Genomic DNA, 18,978 nt, shown 5'->3' with positions numbered 1-18,978 from the left:
AGTCTAGGTTATTTTGCCTGTAATGAACTCGGTGGATAGCCAAACTGCTTTTTAAATGCAAATGAGAAATGAGATAAATTTTCAAAGCCCAGATCCAGATAAATATCAGAAACCGATCTTCCTTTTTGGGTAAGCAGAAAATGAGCTTCCTTTAATCGTCTAAGCTGCAGCCATTGTCTTGGAGGTATCCCAAATATCTTTTGAAAATCTCTTTTAAAGGCAGACAGGCTTCTCCCTGTCAAATAAGCAAACCGCTCTACATTGACATTGAAATGAAAGTTTTTGTTCATAAAAGTTTCAATATCTATTTTGTAAGGCTCAGAGAAATCAAATAAAATATCCTTAAGACCCGGATCATCGCTCAGCATCAGAAGTAATGCTTCTTTCTGTTTGAGTCGCAGAAGTTCTGTAGAAGCAGGAAGCTCTTCATACGCAAATAAAGAATACATAAAAGAAGTTAATGCCTTTTGATCCGGTTTTATAAAAGCCGGAGTATTGTCTTTCTTCTCTGCCTGATAACCATATTCACGGCTGAAATCACGTAAGATAGCTTCATCAAAATAGATGGTTACCGTTCTTATTTCCCCGTTTTTAGGTGGGTATTTTGCAAACTTCAGGAGACGGTTTTTTCTGGCAGAATAAAGTTCACCTTCTTTAAATATTGTCTTTGTGATTCCGTCATTCAGTTCCATTTCCCCGGAAAGGACCAGCCCCAGACTATGGATTCTTGCAAACTGTTCTCCTTCCCTGAATTCTGAAAAATGACAGGAGTAATTGATAGGTAAGGGAATATTATTTTCGCTCATGGCTCAGACGGTTTTTTCTTGATGGATTCTTTTTCAAACTTACAAAACTTTTTTAGGATCAATGATGAATTACCTATTGATTAAATCCTCAAAGCCCGCTAATCACAGACTTTGAGGATTTTATTATCAGGCAAGAATGGTTTTAGGTTCCAGATAAGCTTCCAATCCGAATACACCATACTCACGGCCGATACCACTTTGCTTAAACCCGCCGAAAGGAGCATAAGGATCATGTGAAAACCCGTTGATGCAGATTCTTCCGGCATCAATCTGTGCTGCAATACGTTCCGCATGTGCTTTGTCAGAAGAACTGATGTAAGCTGCCAGCCCATAAGTAGTGTCATTCGCAATAGCAACCGCTTCCTCTTCATTAGTATAAGGAATAATAGAAAGCACAGGTCCGAAAATCTCTTCCTGAGCAATACGCATATCATTATGAACATTCGTGAAAATGGTTGCCTTGACAAAATTACCATTTTCAAAGCCTTCCGGTTTGCCTTCGCCGCCTGCAAGCAGAGTAGCTCCTTCTTCCTGTCCCAGACGGATGTAGCTTTGTACTCTTTCAAACTGTTTTGTGCTTACCATAGGCCCTACAAGAGTATCTTCTTCATCAGGATTTCCTACTTTTACCTGTTCTACAGCCTTTTTAGCCAGTTCATTTACTTCATGCAATCTGTTTTCGGGAACAAGCAGGCGGGTAGGAGCGATGCAGGCCTGTCCGTTGTTCATATACGCTCCGAAAACAGCCATAGGAATAGCTTTTTCCAGATCTGCATCTTCAAGAATAATATTTGGAGACTTTCCGCCAAGTTCAAGCGTTACTCTTTTCATAGTATCTACAGCCCCTTTGGCAATCGATTTTCCGGTAAGGGTAGATCCGGTGAAAGATATTTTCGCAATATCAGGATGCTGGGTGATTTCTGCACCCACTACATTTCCTAATCCATTTACAATATTGAATACCCCTGCAGGTAAACCGGCTTCATGGAAGCATTCAGTAAGCAGCTGGGTTTGGGCAGCACTCATTTCACTTGGTTTGATAACGGCTGTACATCCGGCAGCAATAGCGGTAGCCAGTTTGTTGCAGATGAAACTGTTGCTGGCATTCCATGGAGTAATGATTCCTACCACTCCCAAAGATTCAAAACGTACTTTAGAATGTCCAACTGCTCTTTCAAAGTCATAAGATTCCAGCGTAGTAATGGTTGTGATAAAGGCTGAAATTGCATTTTGAACACTCATCCTGCAGAACTGTAATGTTCCTCCATATTCATTCACCATCACAGAAACCAGTTCATCTTCCCGTTTACTCACTGCTTCATGCAGTTTTTGTAGTAAACTGATGCGTTCTTCTTTTGTACTTTTTGAAAAGGTTTTAAAAGCTTTCTTTGCTGCGGCAATGGCCATTCGGGTGTCTTCTTCATTTCCAAGAACAACTTCTCCGGTCTTTTGATTGTTCGTAGGGTTAATAAGGTCAAATGTTTCTGTTCCATTCGGTGTAACAAATTCACCGTTGATGTAAATTTTATTAATCTGTTTCATTTTGATGATTTTAATACGACAAAGTTCGTCAGAAACAGAAAAGACAGCTTTGCTGTATAGTTCAATTTTTATTTGTTGTATGGTTCAGATTTTTGTTGAAATATATGCTGTTTGTTTTCCTTTTGGATTTAATATGAAAAAATGGTGTGTTCTTCCCCGAAAATTGACTACTTTTATCATAACCAAGTAAACAGGCCGTTTTGAGAACAACACTTAAACTTATTACTGCTTAGTATCAGTCTCCGTAACCACAGGCTGATCGTTCTTTCGTTTGGATAATTCTATCCGAACAGGTTTTCATTTCATCATATTATCTATTGCATTGCCTGTAAAAGGCAGCTATATCTGTTGTTTTAGTTTTAATCATTATGATTTTTAAAGACTGAATACAGATCAAATATACCTTAAGAATAATCTTTGGGTAAATCTCAGATGTATCAACCTTCTTGTAATGCGTGAATAATATGGAAAAAATCCAACAAAGAATACAAAGCACGATTATAAGTAATGAGTACAAAACATATTTGGGAGGTAAAAGCAAAAAACACTCCCTTACTAAAAAAGAAATGCAATCATTGTAACAGCGACAGGTTTTACTGCAGCGATAAATTCAGATTGAATGCTCAAAAAAAGAATATTGATATATGGTTGATTTACCGATGTGTAAAATGCAGCAACACCTATAACATGACTGTTTTTTCAAGAATAAGAACAGAATCTGTGAGTAAAGAACTGTTCAATAAATTTTCAGAAAACAATACGGAAATTGCCTGGGAATATGCTTTTTCACAGGAAATAAGAAGGAAAAATAATGTAGAAGCAGATATGGAAAGCGTAGAATATGAAATTCTATACCATACCATTCCTGTTGAAGATCTGATCAGGATGGACGGTGAGACGATTTCGTTTCAAATACAATCTTCATTTGATTTTAATGTCAGAGTTTCAACCGTTATCAGGACATGTTTAGGTCTTTCATCATCTAAATTGAACCTGCTGCTTGATTCAGATACAGTTTATTTTAACGGAAATCCTTTACAAAAGAAATTCAAGATTAAAAACGGTGATACTGTTACCATCAACAAGCAAGCATTGATAGATATCTACCTTATCGGGAAAGAGGATTTATTTTTCAAGACTGTAAATGCTCAATAATAAAAGGGCCTCTCAATAATAGTTTGGGAGGCTCTTTTTTAATCTTACTTTGGATTTTTTAAAAGATTGACCTGTTTCTGTAAAGTCTCTTTTTCCGGCTTTGACTTTGTAAGACGGATTGCTTCTTCAAAATGATAAATCGCTTGATCCGGTTGGGTTTCAGAATATAAATATCCCAGCAATCCATGATAATATCCGTTATCGGTGAGATTAAGCTTTTCCGCTTCAGTAACAGCCATCTCATTTCCATACACTTTGGAAAAAGCAAAAGCTCTGTTTAAGGCAGTAACCGGAGAATATTCAATGATGACAAGCTGATTGTAAAGGTTTAAAATATGCTGCCATTTATCTTTAGCAGATGAAGTATGCCAATACGCAATACCTGCTTCCAGATGATATTTTGAAACGGAAGTACTGTCCACTTTACAGGCTTCTATCAGGTAATAATTGCCTTTTTCGATCAAAGCTTTATTCCATAATGTTATATCCTGTTCATCAAAAAGTATGGCTTTACCTTCATCATTGGTTCTTGCATCAAGCCTCGAGCTCTGAAAACACATCAAAGCCAGCAAGGCATTGGTTTTTGGGGTATTGGTAAACTGATGGTCAGTAAGGATCAGGGTAAGTCTTATGGCTTCCAGGCAAAGATCTTTACGGATTAAAAGGGTATTCGTCCTGGAAAAATAACCTTCATTAAACAATAAATATAAAGTAGTCAGTACCGTTTCCAATCGCTGGTGAATATCCTGTTCACGTAAAGAATCTATTGTAAAATGGTGTGTTCTGAGAGTTTCCCGACCTCTTTGCAAGCGTTTTTTTATTGTCTCTGTTTTTGAAAGAAAAGCATTGGCAATTTCTTCCACACTGAAGCCACAAAGAATCTGAAGAGCCAGACATATTTGAGTTTCCCGGGAATTGACCGGGTTGCAAGTCGCAAAAATCATTTCCAGTTGGCTGTCAGTGATGTTTTTGGTATCAAAATCTATGGTTAGGTGCTCTTTTTCAGTGGCTCTTACTTCTTCTTTGTTCTTTTCAATAATGGAAAGGTGTTTGAAATAATCTTTGGCTTTATTCTTAGCCACCGTGTAAAGCCAGGCTGCAGGATTATCAGGAAGTCCATTTACAGCCCAATATTCCGAAGCTTTCAGAAAGGTTTCGCTGGCAATATCTTCTGCAATTTCGATATGTTTGATATCAAAACTTCTGCAAAGTACTGCAACGATTTTACTGTACTCGGTTCTGAATAAATGCGGTGTTATTTCATTCGGATTGGTCATGGCTGATCAAAAAACTGTATCAAAAGTAATTATTACAATTTACTGATTTCCCTCACCTCTACATTTCCACCAAATAGCAGAATAGGACAGTCTTTAGATAAAGCAGCAGCTTCTTCAATAGATTCCGCATTGATAAGTGTGTATCCCATAATGGATTCTTTAATTTCAGCGTAAGGCCCATCGGAAATTATTCCGTCTGATTTTACAACTTGTCCGGTACTTTCCAGGCGGTTTCCTCTGTCTGTCAGTTTATTTTGTGCAGCAATTCCTGCGATCCAGTTCATCCATTTCTGGGTATTGACCTGCATTTGTTCCGGTGATGTCTTAGGCATAGACTTGTAGTCTGCACGGAAGACCAATAAGAATTCTTTCATTGTATTCAAATTTTTGATTCATCTTAATGACGACTGATTTTCTTCAATGGGGACAATTTTTTTAAATATAAATATCAGAATTATTTCAGATTCATAGTTGTTCTGAAAACACCTACTGCATTTCCGGTAATACGGATGATATCGGGTTGGCTGTCTTTCACGCTGACCTGTACTTTTACTTCACCAACCCTATTGATGGCTTCCCCTTGTTTTCCGATAAATTCAAAAATGCCATCAGCAGTCTCTATGATTTTGTTTTGAATAAGATAACCTCCCAGGGGACCGTTCGCATTTCCTGTAACCGGATCTTCAGAAATACCGATGGCGGGTGCAAACATCCTTCCATTGGTTAATATCTCTTTTTCATCTGTATCGAAAGTAAACACAAAATATCCGTTACAGCCGATTTCTTTACTGAGCTTTGTCAAAGCAGTAAGATCGGGAACCAAACCATTTAAGGTGATATTGCTTTTAATACCGATCATTACTTTTGAATGGCCTGTGGAAGCAATTTGTACAGGACATTTCTCATCAAGATCATTCATTGTCAGTCCCAGGGCCTGTACAATTCTTTGAGTCATTGAAACATCAAAAGCAGGGCTCAGCTCAAACTTTCCCTGTGTCATGGTGATGAGATAATCATTATCTTCTCTTTCAATGTGAATTGGTAATATTCCGATTGGTGTATGTATTGCAACAGTACAGGAATCCAGTTGATCTTCCTGTGCTTTTGCATATAGGGCGGCAATTGTGGCGTGCCCACAGGACGGAACTTCTGTGGTAGGAGTAAAATACCGGACATGATAATCAAAATTTTCTTTTGGATTATCAGGTTTGAAAACAAATGCCGTTTCAGAATTATTAAGTTCTCTGGCAATGAGCTGCATTTCTTCCGATGTCATATTTTCAGCGTTTAACACAACTCCTGCAGGATTTCCTTTGAATTTTTCTTTGGTAAAAGAATCTATTTGATAGATGATAACTTCCTTCATGATGACTGATTAAGTTTACTGTAAAAATAAGGAATCAAATCGGGGATCAGATGCCTGTTTTATTGTCATTTGGTAAAAAATAAACCAGAATCCTGAGATCCTGATTTATCAATTAGTGAATAGAAAATTTCGAAGTATTTTAATCCCACTTATTTTGGGTAGAAACGGCATACTTTCCTGCTCCTGTAAAGAAAAAGCTTAGGCTTATGAGCATATAGATCACCAGTAATTCCAAAGCCCAGCCTCCAAATTCATTAAGTTTGAAAATATTAGCCGTTTGCGCAAGGATAGTGGCAGTAAAGCAGTTAGCAGCAAAAATTAATCCTGCCAGCCTTGCCCTGAATCCTATAATCAACATAACAGGAGCTATAATTTCACCCGCAAAGACACCATAAGCAAAGAATGCTGGTAAACCGTGCATGGTCATCATATCTTTAATAAATCCAACTCCGTGGATCAGTTTGCTGATTCCATAAACCGACATTGGAAAGCCAATAGCTATTCTGCAGATAAGCGTTCCTAAATCAATGTTCTTTTTCATTTCGTATTATTATTTAAAAGTTATATTTTATAAATGCCCCGATATTTTCCAGGGTCTTTTTTCCGTTGTTAAACTGATCAAAATTGGAGGCCAGCCCGTATATCATTTTATCCTGTTTCACACCAAGTCTGATAAACTGCAGCCCTCTGGGATATCCGCTGTCATCAAGATTTCCAATAGCCAGTAGGCTGAAATATCCTTTGAGATCTTTTGTCATATAAGGAGTATATTCAAATGATATGGACTGTTCCAGCGAAAATCCTTTCTGATAAGTAGTTCCTATGGAGTAGGAGAGAGAATAGCTGGGCTGGACGATTTTGTATTGCAGGTAAGCACTGAAAAATGCTCCCGGATTTTTAATTCCAAATGCTGCGTTAGCACTCAGTCTTTTGGTAAAGCTATAAGCCAGGGTATTTCTGATGAAGAATATATTTTCTTGGTCTTTGGTGTATTCTGTATCAAATAAAGTAAGATTATTCAGTTTCAACCGTTCATTCAGTTGATAATTGACATTGTGCATATAGGTATACGACCGATGTCCTAAAACAAGATCCGGAGTATAAGAAAGTTTCTGTGCATTCAGATTCAGGGAAGCTGACGCAAGAGCTGTTATTGTGATGATTTTTGCCTTCATATTTCACTCATTAAATTCTGTGAGCAAAATTATCCGGGCTGGAACGGAATAAACTTAAGAAATCTTAAGAAAGGTCAGACAGGTGCTTTTTTCTAAGATAACTCAGGTATTCTACTGTGATTCCAAGGTAGGAAGCAATCATGTATTGAGGAAACCGCTGTTCAATATTACGGTAGGTGGTGACGAATGTCCTGTATTTGGTGTAAGCATCAACTCTTGAATGTTCAAAGGTTCTTTCCTGTAACGTAACATAAGCAGACTGCATTTTCAGCCGCCAGAATTCTGAAATGGCAGGAACTTCTTTATATAATAATTCCAAATGGTTTTTACTGATTTGTATAATCGTGGTATCCTCATTAGCCTGAATAAACATTCTTGAAGGCAGTTCGCTCAGATAGCTGTACAGATCATTCACCCACCAGTTTTCAATACCTAGCTGAGTTGTATTTTCTTTTCCTTTTTCATCAATATGATAAGCATACAGACTTCCTTTGGCAATGAAGCGCATGTGTCTGGAAACCTGACCTTCACGAAGCAAATGTTCTTTCTTTTTGAGCTGTATGATTTCTAATTTAGAAGTGATATAATCAATATCCTTGTCTTCTAAAGAAACGATTTCCTTAAAGTGTTTTATCAGCTGTAAAAGTATAGTATCCGTATCCATCATGAGGTATTGTGCTTTGCTCCCAACGAACATGTCAGGACGTGCTATAGGCCCAAATTTACGGAAATATTAAAAAATTGTAGTGATAAAGCAGGCTGAATACGGACCAAAGGAATAATAGGTTTTGAAAAATGCAGTCTTCCAGTAGGGTAAAGTACACAACAAGGAAGTATTTATTTGTAGTTTATGTTTTCTAAGGGCCTGTCTTAACGAGGTTGAATTTAAAAAAATAAAATAAAGAAACCTTTTGAAGCCTATTTAAAAGAAGAAGACCACAATTTACAAGTTAAATTGTGGTCTTCTACAGCTTAGAACTATTTAAACTACGATTCTGTTTTCAAATAACCATAATGCAAAGCTGTTTCTTTTCCGAATAAGCTTGAGAAAATGTTCTGAAACTCATGGATGTATTTACACTTTATAGCGTTCCCATATATTTTCAGACCTTCCAGTATTTTTCTGGAACTCAGGTCTATATCGTATTTTATAAAAGGTTCCGGTCTTTCATACCGTATACTTTTATCTGAACTGTACGTTCTTGAGAATCCCAGTTTCTCAAGCCATTCTTCTGTTATTTTGATAGGTTTGATAGAAGCTGCCGGGACTGAGATACTTTGAATATCATTTTCAATTTTTACAAAATAAGCCTGTTCGACATTGTGAAAGATCTCGGAGATCGTATAAATCTGATTATTATACTCCACCAAGTTCTTGATTTTTAAATCTGCTACGTTCATGATATTTTGATTTTTTAGGTGATGATAAAGTCCTGTATAAATAGCAAATACTATGCCCGGCATCACATTGTTGTAGGCTGTTTTAGTGAAGGTTAGGTTAAATTTTCTCTATAAAAAATTAATAATATGTTAAAATAGTACACTCATAGGCGAATTATGGCATATTGCCAAAAAAAAGTGGATGTGGTATGTATGTGGTACTAGTTTTTTGCTCTTCCTTTATGTAATACATTAGCTGTCGTTAAGAGAAGGGCTATAATAACAGCTATGATAAGAATTCCTATGAAGACATTCCAGGAATAAGCATGAAGGAGATAACCGGTACCACTACCCAGAATACTGGAACCAAAATAATAGAATAGCCAGTAAATAGAAGTAGCTGAAGACTTTCCACGTTTGGCATACAATGCAGTCATCTGGCTGGCCATCGTGTGGGCTGCGAAAAAGGAAAGAGTAAAAAGACCAAGTCCGAAAATAAGAATATAGATATTTTCAGATAATAGCAATGCGGCTCCGGTGAGCATAAACAGGATGGAACCTTTCAGGATATCATTCATGGGAAACATTCTGGAAAGACGCCCTGTGATCATCGTACCAAAGACTCCGAAAATGTACATGAGAAAGATAAAAGCAATGATAAAATGGCTTAACGAAAATGGTTTTGCTTCCAGTCTGAACGTCAGATAATTATAAACACTCACAAAAACACCCATCAGTAAAGCAGCTGTGCAATACAATCGAAGCATATAAGGGTTAGTCAGAAAAAACTTCATCTGTTTTACCTTAAGATGATAATCCGTTTTCTGTGGGTTGAAAAATCTTGACTCCGGAAATAATTTCCAGAATACAGCCCCAAGAATGAAGCTTTCTATTCCGATAAAAAGAACAGCATTACGCCATCCGAATTCACCTGCAAGAAGGGTAGCCATAATTCTTCCGCTCATTCCACCGATGGTATTACCGCTAAGGTACATGCTGATGGCTGCGGGTACTGCCAGAGCATTCACTTCCTCTGTGAGATAGGCCAGCGCAACTGCCGAAACTCCGGAAACAACAAAGCCTTTCAGTACTCCGATAGCGATCAGGAGACTTAAACTTGGGATCCAGGTGGAAATAATGGTAAGCAGTGCAGATGAAATCAATGAAAAGACCATCAGACCTTTTCTTGAATAGCTGTCGGCTTTAAAAGCAAAAAATAATAACCCTAATGCCATACCTATTGTGGAGGAAGAGACAAGAAGGGAAGTATCACCTACAGACACCCCGAACTGTTTTGCAGCCATAGGCAGCATGGGCTGGAAAAGATAAAGCTGTGCAAAAACCGAAAGTCCTGAAAAGAAAATACAAAGTTTTATATATCGGAAACGTGAGCTTCCCTGATTGGCTTTTTCAGATGAATTCATGATTTTTTTGCAATTAAAATGCAGTGGTTTGACAGAAAAATTAAGTCTTGTAAATTTCCTGATTATTTTCCGAATTTAAAAATCATTATTTCAATCATATGTATTGGTGAAACAAATCAGTGAATTTGCAAACTGCTGATGTATTCGGAAGGAGTAATGCTTTCCATCTGTTTGAACACCCTGTTGAAAGTAGATTGGTTGGAGAACCCTGCTTCGGTATAAATATACATAAGAGTTACTTTCTCAATATCATTTTCAGTAAGCAGTCTTTTTACACACTCAATTCTGTGCATATTCAGATAATTATTGAAATTGGGATATCCTTTTGTACGGATGGATTTTGAAATATAGCTGCTATTGATATCCATTTCTGCAGAAAGCTTTGAAATATTGAAATTTACATCTTTATACAACTGTTTTTCTCTCATGACAAACTCAATTTTCTCAAACAGTTCATCTGCAAAAGGAGCTTTTTCTGCTATAAAGGTTGGCTGAACTTCCGGATTCAGAGTTTTCTCTTCAATTTCATGGTAAATTTCAACTCTTTTTATTTTATCTTTAAAATAGATCAGAAGGGATATTACAGCCACATTAGAAACCATAAGGATAGTATCCGTAATTCTTACATCATCCTGGCTGTGCAGAGGGAAGTCAAAGCTGAAATTTTTTGAAATAAGATATCCAGCTATAATATTCAATAGAACAAAAAGGCTGTAAATAAAGACATATTTTCTTGAAAAGAAAACATAGGCTGCCAGCGGAATCGGAATAAGCCACACAAAACTTGCTATAGAATTATTCCAGAAAACAAGCATAATGTAGAAATTATAGAGAGTCGCAATAATAACATAAGAATGTACCATTACATTTACTGAGTAAGATTTGCGTACAATCAGATAAGTATATATCAGTAAAAAAAGTCCTCCATAAAGATACCATGCCATTATTTTATCCGGGATGATAAAAGTAAATATCAACCCAAATACAGCAAGAATCACACACATCAGAATAGTATAATAATGAATTAACTGTCTTTTGTACTGTTCTATTTTTATGTCTTTTGCGGTATTCATTTGTGGTAACAGATAATTTTAAATCATTTCAATACGCTTTGTAACAGTCAAATATCAAAAAATGACTGCAATAAAACGTTGATTGTTAGTTATTTGTGTTTTGGTGAGCCGTTTCCGGTTTTTCATTGATTATTAAGGAATTTGATTTATCAGCGAAGATAACTTTGCACCAGCTAGCTCAACAAGGGTTAATTGATAATATGTCAATTGATCCACATGATTTATTCATCCCTAAATAAATTTTAAACAAATATACTAAAATGAAGAAAATAAAATTACCTCTTATTGGCATAATGATGTGTGTTTCAACTATTATGTATTCTCAGGTTGGTATCAATACAGATTCTCCTAAAGTAACATTACACGTAGAAGGTAAGCCGGATGTAACAACTGTTCCTGATGGTGTAATGGCTCCCAGAGTAACGGGCGATCAGCTGAGGGCGAAAGATGATGTCTATTTAGCGGCGCAAACCGGAGCATTGGTGTATGTGACTCAAGCTGTAACTATACCTTCTGCAAAGACGGCAAAGGTAGATAAAGCCGGATATTATATGTTTAACGGAACAACATGGAAGTTTGCTTTTGGAGGTAAAGATGATGATATTACTGTTGGAGATTTAATTTACTATCATGGAAGTATGCCAGCAGGTACTTCTGGAATAAATACTTTAGCGAGTACCTATCTTTCTGATCTTCCTGTATTGGGAGGTTTTTTAAGACTTGATGCCCAATTTGACAGCAGCTCAGCAGGAACAGGAGCAGCCACAACTTTTAACCCAAGACTTTATAATGTGGGAACTTCAGATGTGAAGATCTGGGTTTCTGAAATGTCCACTCATACAGGAGATTCTGACAACGGAAATATTAAATTATCACCAGGAGCTTACAGACAGTTTGATGATGGTGTTTATCTTACCCAGACTCATAATGAGACTGTTACTTTTGATATTACCATACAGGAACCGGAACCAAGATGGTACAGAGTGTATTATGCATTCCGTGTAGATAACAAATCAACTACAGGAAGTAGCAATGCTTCCACTACGGACTCCAATACCTCTGATAATACAAGAGAATTGTTTCTGTCTGTACAAAGGTTATATTAACCGAAACCTTTTCTATGATTCTAAAAATGCATTGATTTTATAAAAAAATCTACTGATCAACTGATGAAAATCTAATGAGATTTGTATTTTTTCTGGGGCCGGAATACTATGAGATTCCGGCCCCTTTTGTTAATGCATCATTTCGTAGGCCTTAATAAGCTCTGCAATGTTGGTGACATCAAGCTTTTGAAAAATTCTTTTTTTGTAAGTACTCACAGTAGACATCTGGATATTAAGTCTGTTGGCAATTTCAAGATTTCCGTTTCCGTCAGCAAGCAGCTTGAAGATTTCATATTCACGGGATGACAACTTTTCTACAGGGTTGTTTCTTTTGTTCTGAATAATAAGACCAATCAGTTCCACGGGATAGAAATATCCTTTTTCGATTACTGTTTTCACAGCATTTTTGATTTCTTCCTCACTGCTTTGCTTATTCAGGTAACCTTCGGCACCCTCTCTGATATATTGGATGGCAACATCTTTATCATATCCTGAGAAAATAAGAATCTTGAGGTCGTGTTGTATATTTTTAAGCTCCGGAATCATTTTTTTATACTGAGTTCCAGGCATATCAATATCTAAAATAAGCAGGTCAAAACGTGAACTGCCAAGCTTTTTCTTCACCTGGTCATAGTTTTCTGCAAAATCTATTTTCAACTCCGGATAAGCAGTTTCAAGAACCAGAGAGGTTCCTGCCCTTACAACATAATGATCATCAGCTATTAAAATTCTTTCATTCATAGAGGTTAGTTTTTATTGAGTATTATTTTTACAACCGTCCCCGAAGGCTTGTTTTGGCTGAAACTGATTTCAGCGTTGATCTTTTTCACCAGATGGATGACCATATGCAGACCAAGACCTTTCCCTTTGAAGCTGGGAGTTTCAAGCTTAGGATTTCTGAACAGGTTCATATAAGTGGCAATCTGTTCTGCAGACATTCCGATACCTGTATCAGCGATTATGATTGTAGATTTTTGTTGGGTTTCTGTAATATTCAGGGTGATGCTTCCTTCAAAAGTATTTTTTACGGCATTATCAAGGATGTTATGAATAATGGCGGTTAAAATACTTTCGTTTACTTTAGAATACACGGTGCGTTCAGTAAGTTGGGTGATTGTTGTTCCCTTTTCCTTGGCAATTTCACAGAATAGCCTGTTTTTGATTTCCAGGATTTTGTTGATTGGATATTCCTTTTCTTCAAAAATATTTTCTGCTTTATAGAGCTCTGTATATTCTTTTAAATTCAGTGTAAACTGGTAAAGCTGCTCCGAAGATTTATAAATACTGTCAAAATATTTCTTCTGAAGCTCCACATCATCAGACTCATGAAGTTTCTGAGAAAGCATGGCGATAAACCGGATAGGAGTGGTGATGTCGTGGCTGATGGTTTCCACCAGTTTTTTCTGATATTCCGTTTCTTTCTGCAGGTTGCTTTTTACCAATTCAAGATGAAGAGACGTTTCTTTCAGTTCAGAGTTTTTATTATGGACAATTTGCTTTAATGCTTTATTTTTTATTCTTAAAAAATTGGTCGTCAGCTGAACAATCACAATGATAATAATCAATATGATAACAGAAGCAGACACTCTGAACAGCAATGTCTGATAAAAAAGTGGCTGAATGTTGAAACGGACTGTTTTAACCTCATACTTTCCGTCCGGAGAGATAAGGATTCTTATGCTAAGTGTATATTCACCCGGAGAAAGATTGCTGATGGTGTATTTTAATTCGTTTCCTGTTGCAATCTGTTCCCATTCAGTATTTTCCTTTCCTGATATTTTTCCTTCGAGATAAAGGTTTTCCGGATTAGAAAAATAAGGAATATCAATAAAAACATCCGCCGTCTTATAGTCATTCTTTAAATCAAGCGTCTGATGAAAATATTGAGGTTCAGCATTTCCGATTTTTACTCTTTCAATATAGATTTTATTCCTTTCCGGATAATAAGTCCGGATATTATTGGGGTTGAAAAACACAAAACCGTCCATTGATGGGAATACAAATTCTCCATTCTCCAAAGCATAGGCATTAGGCTCCGAACTCCCATTGAATTCATTCGTCAGAAAGCCGTCTCTTTTGGTGAAACGGTAATAGAAGACCGGAGTTTTTCTGTTTTCTGCGTACTGAAGCAGTTGTTTTTTAGGAACCTTAAAAAGACCATTATTAGAAGAAATCCAGTAAGCACCCTTTTGATCTTCCAGCATATAATGAGCAGATTGCAGGTAGCCATTCCTGTCATTCGGCATCTTGATGAGTTTGTGGTTTTTGAAAAGATAAAACCCACTTTTATTCGTAGTAATCCAGATCAGATTATCCTTTGTCCTGAAAATACTTTTAACATGAATATTTTTAATGATGGGAGTTATTGCATTGTTTCCCAGTATTATCGAATACAAACCATCACTATTCCCGGTTAAAATTTCCTGATCACTGTATTGGAAAAAAATATTGACAAAACTTTTAAAATTATAAATAAAATCCGGATTGGTGAACAGGTTGCTTTTATGAAGGCGAAGTTGAGTACCTGAAAGATCCGTAAATGTAGTTCCATAAAGATTTCCGCTTTTCATGAAACTTTCAAACCCATTGCTGATAAAAGTAGAATCTTTCTTTTTGTACCCTGAATTTTTGTAGTACCTGATAATACTGTTTCTCTTTCTGATCAGAATGTTTTCAGAATTGTCATACATCATCAGATAATTGTCATTGCACCCGAAAAGGTGTTTATTAACGATACCATTTTTTTCAAATTCTGTTCCGTCCTCCGCAATGATGGTGCTTTTACTGAACGGGAGAGAAGCGTAATACACATTGTTGGAAAAATCTGCTTCTTTTTTTGATATATAAAAATTGGTAAGCTTAAGTACATTAAGCCCGTTATTAAGCGTTCCCAGATAAAGTTTATTGAAGTCTTTATCAAAATACATAGAACAGTAGGAGTGATTGCCTATTTCCTCAAACTTTATAAGAAATTTTAAGCGGAGGTCCTTTTCATTGCCTTCTAAAATATAAATATTATCATGATTGATGATAAAAGTCTGATTGGTAATCTGCTGCCAATAAATCTTGGTGTCCGGATGATTAAAAAGTGTTGGTTCTTCAGAAACAGAAAGCTGCCCTTTATGAATAGAATAGGTTTTTCTTTTCTTCAGGTCATTAATAAATAAAGTTTCATTCAGTACAAAAGTATTGTTCAGATCCTTATTGGTAAAAGGGATTGCTATTTTGGTCTCCTTTTTTCCCTCTTTATAGATAATGGCATTCTTTTCTGTAAAATAATAGGCTGAATTTTTAAACTGTATAAAATAATGAATATCATTATAGAAACTTGAGGTTATAATATTATTGGCAATTCGCTGTACAATAGTATTGCCATTGGAAAAAGCCACTTTATCACTCCCCATAAGATTGGAAAGTTTTGGAAACCTGTTTTTAATGATAATTTTATTCTCCTGAAAATTATTAAGGACCGTAATACTGTCCAGAAGCGGATCACCAATAAATTCCCCGAAATGAAGATTGTTTACTTTGAAATTATTAAACGTAATAAACGAACTCCCGTCATACCGTACAAGACCGTTTTCTGTGGAGATCCATATAAAACCATATCTGTCTTTGACAATGGCCTTTGCACTACTTTGCGGAAGCCCATTGTCTATATTGTACCACGTTGAAGTGTGGCTCTGCCCGTGAATGTTTAAATAGATGCAAGCAAATATAAATGCCCAAACTCTCATATATGTGCAAAACTGATCTATATCTCCTGCACTAATGCAAAAGACGGTTAATAATGTTTGTACAAGTCAATGTTTTTTTAATGGGCAGGAACGATTGAAAATAAATTTTTATCATTGAAGTTTTCAGGTCTTTTGTGTTTTATATTTTTTGATTGTGTAAAAATAGTGAAATTATGGCGATAAATCAGTATCTTAAAATCTGTTTTGTACAAGTTTTATCCCGGTTTGCAGACGATAGGGTACATGAAATTTTCAGAAACATTATGATATTTCAATAATAAGTGATAAATTTATACTGTATTCATTTTGAAAATATTCCTATAAATCTCAGTGCTGTACCGAACTTGTGATTGGTTTTAGGATTTTGCAAATAATAAATATTGATGCTTTTCTGTTTTTTTTAAGATTTCCTGATGAACGGTTTTTAGCTGGATTTAATTGCTTTTTGTAGTAAAAGTTTGACAAAAAACTGAGGTTAATTCTACATGATATCTTTGTTAAGGCTTATGAATATTCATATTTTTGCAAAAATATTTTCACAACGAATAAAGAAGATTTATTGTATAAATAATGATTCTAAGAACACAAACGGCTTTATCTCAAAAACAAAAGAGGCTCCATTAAAAGTGAGGCCTCTTTTTTATTCTCCGATTCAAAAAATCAATTTTTAAACATACAAAAACCTCCCATAAATACAGGAGGTGAATTAAACTGATTGTATATTGAAATGTAATTCAATCGTTATTTATTGTTTTCAAGCCACTTCAGTCTGCGTTCATCCGGAAGATGTTTTACTTTAAAGTTCTCAAAAACCGCATTGAATCCCTGTCCGTCAGGGCAGGCGGCCATTAAACCCACCATTACCGGGGTATTATCCTGAAGAGGCGCGTTCCGCATCATAATATAATTTTTATCATCAAAAGAATAAAATATTTCCACGGCATCCAGCCTTCTTACTGCTTTTATCCATACCGCAGGAGGTGTTTTTTCCAATGTTATAACGCTCCAGTCACTTTTGTTGTGGGTTACCACAGTGCTCAGATTATATTTGCCGTCTACAAATTCCACTCCGGCTTTGATGTAATGATCCTTGTCGGTTCTCAGCATAAGGCCCATCTGGTCAAACCTTGCTTTATAACTACCGGTGATTTTTACTTTTGCTTCAAATTCACCACCATAAATGGCATAATAAAAGGGAGCGTCATCCACAGTAAATCCATAATGTGAAACTCTCCAGTAATCACTCTGCGGTGTTACAAACATCGAAAGGCTGTTGTTTTTGATTTCCCATTTTTCAGGTTCATTGAACCATGTCATTTTTTCCAGGCTCTGTGCAGAAAGCTTTTGAATCAGGAATAGGGTGCAAAAGCCTAAAATCAATTTCTTCATTCTCTTTGGATAAATTCTAAGGGTAAATTATTATTTTAGCAAAAGTATTATTAAACCTCATTCACGTCAATACTGATAAATAACCATTATGGAAATCCGTGAACAGCTCAGTGGTAAATTGCTCGATAACGCTTCCAGAAAATGCATGCTTGATATAGAAGTCTATAAGCAGAGAGCACTTGTGTATTCCCAGATGGAAGGGGCAATCTGTGTATTGAGCGATATGCAGGCGAATAAAAGTTATATCTATAAATCTGCAGCAGCTGGTGAACTGGGACTGACTATGGGCGGAAATCCCACAGAAATTGACTCCATCTGGGAAGAAGAGATGCTGAAAAAAATCCATCCTGATGATCGGCTGAAGAAATATATCCATGAACTCCGTTTTTTTAAATTACTGGAAGCTATGGAAATGGAAGAGCGCACAGAATACAGTGTTATATCAAAAATCAGGATGAAGGATAAAAATGAAGAGTATCGCTGGGTAAAGCACCGGATGTTTTATGTGTATTCTCCTTTCAATGGCAGATTGAGACTGGCTCTCTGTCTTTATAATATTGCCCTGACTTCATCTGCAGTCTCTGATTTTATGATTATTAATACAATAAAAGGGGAAGTTGTTGTAAAAGATAAACTTGATTATAAAAATATTCTGAGTCCAAGAGAACTGGAAGTTTTAAAATTTGTAGGGGAAGGCTACGCCAGCAAAGAAATTGCAGATCTACTTTTCATAAGTGTCAATACCGTAAGCAGACACCGACAGAATATTCTCGAAAAACTGAAAGTAAAAAATTCTACACAAGCCTTCAAAGACAGTTTTTATTGAACATTCAGTCTGAAATATCCGAAAAGTTCACCATGTTATTTTGTATCTTATCATTAAATTTATACCTTGAATACAGATTAGCAAGAACAATAAGTGATGAAAAGAAGTGAAGAAATTACCCATCAATATTTTACCTTTCTGGACAAACATATTCAGGATGTTATTTCCGGGACCGTTCCTGATTTTATGGAACTGAACGAAATTGCCGGAGAACTTGCAGTTTCTCATAAACATCTCACGGATACGGTTAAAAAAGAAACCGGAGAGCATCCCTGTTATTTTTATGATGGAAAAATTATCGAACAGGCCAAACAGATGCTTATCAACTCCGATAAATCAGTTGCAGAAATTGCCCGTATTTTTACTTACGACCCATCCAACTTTTCAAAATTTTTCAAAAAAATGACCGGTTCAACTCCCGGAGAATTCAGGAATTGTAACAGGCTTTAACCTGCTTATTTTATTTCTTTAAAATTGCTGTAGTAGGGAATTTGTGACGATTTGCCTCTCTTGGTAGGGATTTAAACAGGCCGGGTTTTCCATTATTATAGGTGTTTTAGTGAATAATTACGCGAAATCGGGCTTAAAATAAACTTTTATAAATGAGATGGTTGTAAGAAATAATCGCCTTTTTTTATTATTTATATATTAATATTTCTTTATTGTTTACTTTTTTTATTAAATTTAGGTAAGAAAAAACTAATTAATTCAATAGGAAAAAA

18 protein-coding genes are annotated in these 18,978 nt (G+C 36.0%); 4 read left to right on the top strand and 14 right to left on the bottom strand.

All coding sequences use genetic code 11. The features are described 5' to 3' along the window. Positions 1–8: 8 nt before the first annotated feature. Positions 9–806: a helix-turn-helix domain-containing protein gene (locus tag ACLMCG_RS03920; RefSeq protein ID WP_413958861.1), complete on the bottom strand. Its 798-nt coding sequence runs from the start codon at positions 804–806 to the stop codon at positions 9–11. A 126-nt stretch (positions 807–932) separates the two neighbouring features. Further along, positions 933–2,348 carry an aldehyde dehydrogenase family protein gene (locus tag ACLMCG_RS03915; RefSeq protein WP_413958860.1) on the bottom strand — a complete coding sequence of 472 codons (1,416 nt, stop codon included), beginning with the start codon at positions 2,346–2,348 and terminating at the stop codon, positions 933–935. Positions 2,349–2,855: 507 nt separating this feature from the next. Between ACLMCG_RS03915 and ACLMCG_RS03910 the strand changes: the two genes are divergently transcribed. Next, on the top strand, positions 2,856–3,503 hold the full coding sequence (locus ACLMCG_RS03910) for a DUF1062 domain-containing protein (RefSeq protein ID WP_413958859.1): 648 nt from the start codon (positions 2,856–2,858) through the stop codon (positions 3,501–3,503). A 44-nt stretch (positions 3,504–3,547) separates the two neighbouring features. On the opposite strand, the gene ACLMCG_RS03905 is transcribed toward ACLMCG_RS03910, so the two are convergent. The 9 genes from ACLMCG_RS03905 to ACLMCG_RS03865 all read right to left on the bottom strand — a co-directional run bounded on the left by ACLMCG_RS03905 (position 3,548) and on the right by ACLMCG_RS03865 (position 11,198). Beyond that, positions 3,548–4,780, bottom strand: a complete 1,233-nt coding sequence (locus ACLMCG_RS03905; protein WP_413958858.1) for an RNA polymerase sigma factor — start codon at positions 4,778–4,780, stop codon at positions 3,548–3,550. A gap of 32 nt (positions 4,781–4,812) precedes the next feature. After that, positions 4,813–5,154, bottom strand: a complete 342-nt coding sequence (locus ACLMCG_RS03900) for a YciI family protein (protein WP_413958857.1) — start codon at positions 5,152–5,154, stop codon at positions 4,813–4,815. An 80-nt stretch (positions 5,155–5,234) separates the two neighbouring features. Continuing rightward, positions 5,235–6,146, bottom strand: coding sequence for a PhzF family isomerase (locus tag ACLMCG_RS03895; RefSeq protein WP_413958856.1), 912 nt, complete (start codon positions 6,144–6,146; stop codon positions 5,235–5,237). 139 nt (positions 6,147–6,285) lie between these two features. Beyond that, on the bottom strand, positions 6,286–6,687 hold the full coding sequence (locus ACLMCG_RS03890; protein ID WP_413958855.1) for a DoxX family protein: 402 nt from the start codon (positions 6,685–6,687) through the stop codon (positions 6,286–6,288). A gap of 13 nt (positions 6,688–6,700) precedes the next feature. Further along, positions 6,701–7,321, bottom strand: a complete 621-nt coding sequence (locus ACLMCG_RS03885) for a hypothetical protein (protein ID WP_413958854.1) — start codon at positions 7,319–7,321, stop codon at positions 6,701–6,703. 64 nt (positions 7,322–7,385) lie between these two features. Then, positions 7,386–7,988: a Crp/Fnr family transcriptional regulator gene (locus tag ACLMCG_RS03880; protein WP_413958853.1), complete on the bottom strand. Its 603-nt coding sequence runs from the start codon at positions 7,986–7,988 to the stop codon at positions 7,386–7,388. A gap of 320 nt (positions 7,989–8,308) precedes the next feature. Continuing rightward, positions 8,309–8,722 (bottom strand): hypothetical protein, encoded by a 414-nt coding sequence (locus ACLMCG_RS03875; RefSeq protein ID WP_047385698.1) that lies wholly within the window; start codon positions 8,720–8,722, stop codon positions 8,309–8,311. A gap of 200 nt (positions 8,723–8,922) precedes the next feature. Continuing rightward, positions 8,923–10,125: an MFS transporter gene (locus ACLMCG_RS03870; RefSeq protein ID WP_413958852.1), complete on the bottom strand. Its 1,203-nt coding sequence runs from the start codon at positions 10,123–10,125 to the stop codon at positions 8,923–8,925. Between the two features lie 116 nt (positions 10,126–10,241). Continuing rightward, positions 10,242–11,198 (bottom strand): helix-turn-helix domain-containing protein, encoded by a 957-nt coding sequence (locus ACLMCG_RS03865; protein ID WP_413958851.1) that lies wholly within the window; start codon positions 11,196–11,198, stop codon positions 10,242–10,244. Between the two features lie 260 nt (positions 11,199–11,458). On the opposite strand from ACLMCG_RS03865, the gene ACLMCG_RS03860 reads away from it, so the two are divergent. After that, positions 11,459–12,304, top strand: a complete 846-nt coding sequence (locus ACLMCG_RS03860; protein ID WP_413958850.1) for a hypothetical protein — start codon at positions 11,459–11,461, stop codon at positions 12,302–12,304. A 129-nt stretch (positions 12,305–12,433) separates the two neighbouring features. Here the strand turns inward: ACLMCG_RS03860 and ACLMCG_RS03855 are convergent, their stop codons facing one another. The 3 genes from ACLMCG_RS03855 to ACLMCG_RS03845 all read right to left on the bottom strand — a co-directional run bounded on the left by ACLMCG_RS03855 (position 12,434) and on the right by ACLMCG_RS03845 (position 17,430). Beyond that, positions 12,434–13,045 (bottom strand): response regulator, encoded by a 612-nt coding sequence (locus ACLMCG_RS03855; RefSeq protein WP_223598949.1) that lies wholly within the window; start codon positions 13,043–13,045, stop codon positions 12,434–12,436. 5 nt (positions 13,046–13,050) lie between these two features. After that, complete coding sequence (locus ACLMCG_RS03850) at positions 13,051–16,041, bottom strand: sensor histidine kinase (RefSeq protein WP_413958849.1); 2,991 nt, start codon at positions 16,039–16,041, stop codon at positions 13,051–13,053. Positions 16,042–16,782: 741 nt separating this feature from the next. Beyond that, positions 16,783–17,430, bottom strand: coding sequence for a DUF1349 domain-containing protein (locus tag ACLMCG_RS03845; protein ID WP_413958848.1), 648 nt, complete (start codon positions 17,428–17,430; stop codon positions 16,783–16,785). An 88-nt stretch (positions 17,431–17,518) separates the two neighbouring features. On the opposite strand from ACLMCG_RS03845, the gene ACLMCG_RS03840 reads away from it, so the two are divergent. Beyond that, the gene (locus ACLMCG_RS03840; protein ID WP_413958847.1) at positions 17,519–18,256 is read left to right on the top strand and encodes a response regulator transcription factor; all 738 of its coding nucleotides are present in this window, start codon (positions 17,519–17,521) and stop codon (positions 18,254–18,256) included. A gap of 96 nt (positions 18,257–18,352) precedes the next feature. Next, complete coding sequence (locus tag ACLMCG_RS03835; RefSeq protein WP_413958846.1) at positions 18,353–18,706, top strand: helix-turn-helix domain-containing protein; 354 nt, start codon at positions 18,353–18,355, stop codon at positions 18,704–18,706. The last annotated feature ends 272 nt before the right edge of the window (positions 18,707–18,978 follow it).

The organism is Chryseobacterium sp. S90, assembly GCF_047444895.1.
GTDB lineage: Bacteria > Bacteroidota > Bacteroidia > Flavobacteriales > Weeksellaceae > Chryseobacterium.
Note: the sequence above shows the minus strand (reverse complement) of the source record. Positions and strands in the feature narration are given on the sequence as shown.

Coding starts and splice junctions, on each gene's coding strand:
- ACLMCG_RS03845 (WP_413958848.1), bottom strand. CDS start 17,430: ATGAAGAAATTGATTTTAGGCTTTTGCACCCTATTCCTGATTCAAAAG.
- ACLMCG_RS03870 (WP_413958852.1), bottom strand. CDS start 10,125: ATGAATTCATCTGAAAAAGCCAATCAGGGAAGCTCACGTTTCCGATAT.
- ACLMCG_RS03880 (WP_413958853.1), bottom strand. CDS start 7,988: ATGATGGATACGGATACTATACTTTTACAGCTGATAAAACACTTTAAG.
- ACLMCG_RS03875 (WP_047385698.1), bottom strand. CDS start 8,722: ATGAACGTAGCAGATTTAAAAATCAAGAACTTGGTGGAGTATAATAAT.
- ACLMCG_RS03850 (WP_413958849.1), bottom strand. CDS start 16,041: ATGAGAGTTTGGGCATTTATATTTGCTTGCATCTATTTAAACATTCAC.
- ACLMCG_RS03860 (WP_413958850.1), top strand. CDS start 11,459: ATGAAGAAAATAAAATTACCTCTTATTGGCATAATGATGTGTGTTTCA.
- ACLMCG_RS03865 (WP_413958851.1), bottom strand. CDS start 11,198: ATGAATACCGCAAAAGACATAAAAATAGAACAGTACAAAAGACAGTTA.
- ACLMCG_RS03855 (WP_223598949.1), bottom strand. CDS start 13,045: ATGAATGAAAGAATTTTAATAGCTGATGATCATTATGTTGTAAGGGCA.
- ACLMCG_RS03920 (WP_413958861.1), bottom strand. CDS start 806: ATGAGCGAAAATAATATTCCCTTACCTATCAATTACTCCTGTCATTTT.
- ACLMCG_RS03905 (WP_413958858.1), bottom strand. CDS start 4,780: ATGACCAATCCGAATGAAATAACACCGCATTTATTCAGAACCGAGTAC.
- ACLMCG_RS03895 (WP_413958856.1), bottom strand. CDS start 6,146: ATGAAGGAAGTTATCATCTATCAAATAGATTCTTTTACCAAAGAAAAA.
- ACLMCG_RS03890 (WP_413958855.1), bottom strand. CDS start 6,687: ATGAAAAAGAACATTGATTTAGGAACGCTTATCTGCAGAATAGCTATT.
- ACLMCG_RS03915 (WP_413958860.1), bottom strand. CDS start 2,348: ATGAAACAGATTAATAAAATTTACATCAACGGTGAATTTGTTACACCG.
- ACLMCG_RS03885 (WP_413958854.1), bottom strand. CDS start 7,321: ATGAAGGCAAAAATCATCACAATAACAGCTCTTGCGTCAGCTTCCCTG.
- ACLMCG_RS03910 (WP_413958859.1), top strand. CDS start 2,856: ATGAGTACAAAACATATTTGGGAGGTAAAAGCAAAAAACACTCCCTTA.
- ACLMCG_RS03835 (WP_413958846.1), top strand. CDS start 18,353: ATGAAAAGAAGTGAAGAAATTACCCATCAATATTTTACCTTTCTGGAC.
- ACLMCG_RS03900 (WP_413958857.1), bottom strand. CDS start 5,154: ATGAAAGAATTCTTATTGGTCTTCCGTGCAGACTACAAGTCTATGCCT.
- ACLMCG_RS03840 (WP_413958847.1), top strand. CDS start 17,519: ATGGAAATCCGTGAACAGCTCAGTGGTAAATTGCTCGATAACGCTTCC.